The sequence below is a fragment of the Methylobacterium sp. WL18 genome, from assembly GCF_008040015.1.
Taxonomy (GTDB): domain Bacteria; phylum Pseudomonadota; class Alphaproteobacteria; order Rhizobiales; family Beijerinckiaceae; genus Methylobacterium; species Methylobacterium mesophilicum.
In genome coordinates this window covers 1-1089 of sequence record NZ_VRVD01001017.1, presented here as the reverse complement: position 1 = coordinate 1089, position 1089 = coordinate 1, and the positions used below count along the sequence as shown (strand labels likewise).

Here is a 1089-nt window from a genome sequence, read left to right as displayed (position 1 = left end):
CGCCAGCATCGCGACCTCGGCCAGCAGGGCGGCCCAGGCCGCGCCGAGCAGCGGATCGAGGGGAATCAGCACCGCGCACGCGGCCAGGTTCGTGGCGCAGGCGGCCGCGCTGCCGCGCACCGCGAAGCCGGTCCGGCCGAGGGGAACGAGGCCGGCGAACAGCACTGTGGCGGTGATCAACAGGGCGCTCATCGCGGCTGCGATCCGCAGGACCGGCGCCGCCGCAGCGAAATCCGGCCCGAAGATCAACCGCACCAGGGGGTCGGCGACCGCGCAGGCCGCCACGGTTCCGGCCCCCGCGGCCGCCAGGATCACGATCAGCGCCGGGCGCACGCTGGCGCGCAGGCGGTCGGTGCCGGATCGCGTGCGGCCGGCATTGAGGGCGCCGACGGCCCGGCCGAAGACCGGCACGAGTGGCGCGCACAGGGTGATCGCCACCGCGGCGCCGAGCTCGAAGAACCGGAAGCCCGCGGTGAACTGGCCGAGTTCGGCCGCTCCCGCCAGCGCCGCCAGCATGATCAAGCTGATGCGGCCGTTGAGCGAGCCGAGGGCGTTCGAGATCCCCACGCCGGCCGCGGCCCGGATCGTCGCCCAGCCATGCGCCAGGGAGGCGGGGCGCAAGGGGAGAAGCCTCGCGGCCAGGAGCAACCCGACCACGCCGTAGACGATGCCCGAGGCCACCGCGACGACGCTCAGGGCCGCCTCGGGGAGCTGCAACCAGAGCGCGAGTGCCGTTCCGCCGACCAAGGTCACGGCGTTGGCCAGCGACGGCCAGACCGACCAGCCCGGCTTCCCGCAGACCTGGAACAGGGAATCCTGGAAGCGCGCCGCCGCGAGCGGCATCAGCAGAGCGGCGAGGGCCAGCGCCGGCCGGATCTCCTCGGGCAGCAGCGGCAGGGCGCAGAGCAGCAGCAATCCGGTGGCGCCGCCGAGGAGCAGCCGCGCCGAGATCATGCGACCGAACTCCGCCGCCCGCATCTCCGGCGCGCCGGCGCCGAGGCGCGCCCCGAACGTCAGCGTGGTGCCGAAATCGGCCGCAATAAGCGCCACCGCCAGCACCGCGAGGGCCAGGCCGTAGCGGCCGATTTC

1 protein-coding gene is annotated in these 1089 nt (G+C 74.7%); it reads right to left on the bottom strand.

Features of this window, described 5'->3' with window-relative positions:
* The coding region (locus tag FV228_RS30570; protein ID WP_147857833.1) for an oligosaccharide flippase family protein at window positions 1-1089 on the bottom strand (1089 nt) is incomplete at both ends.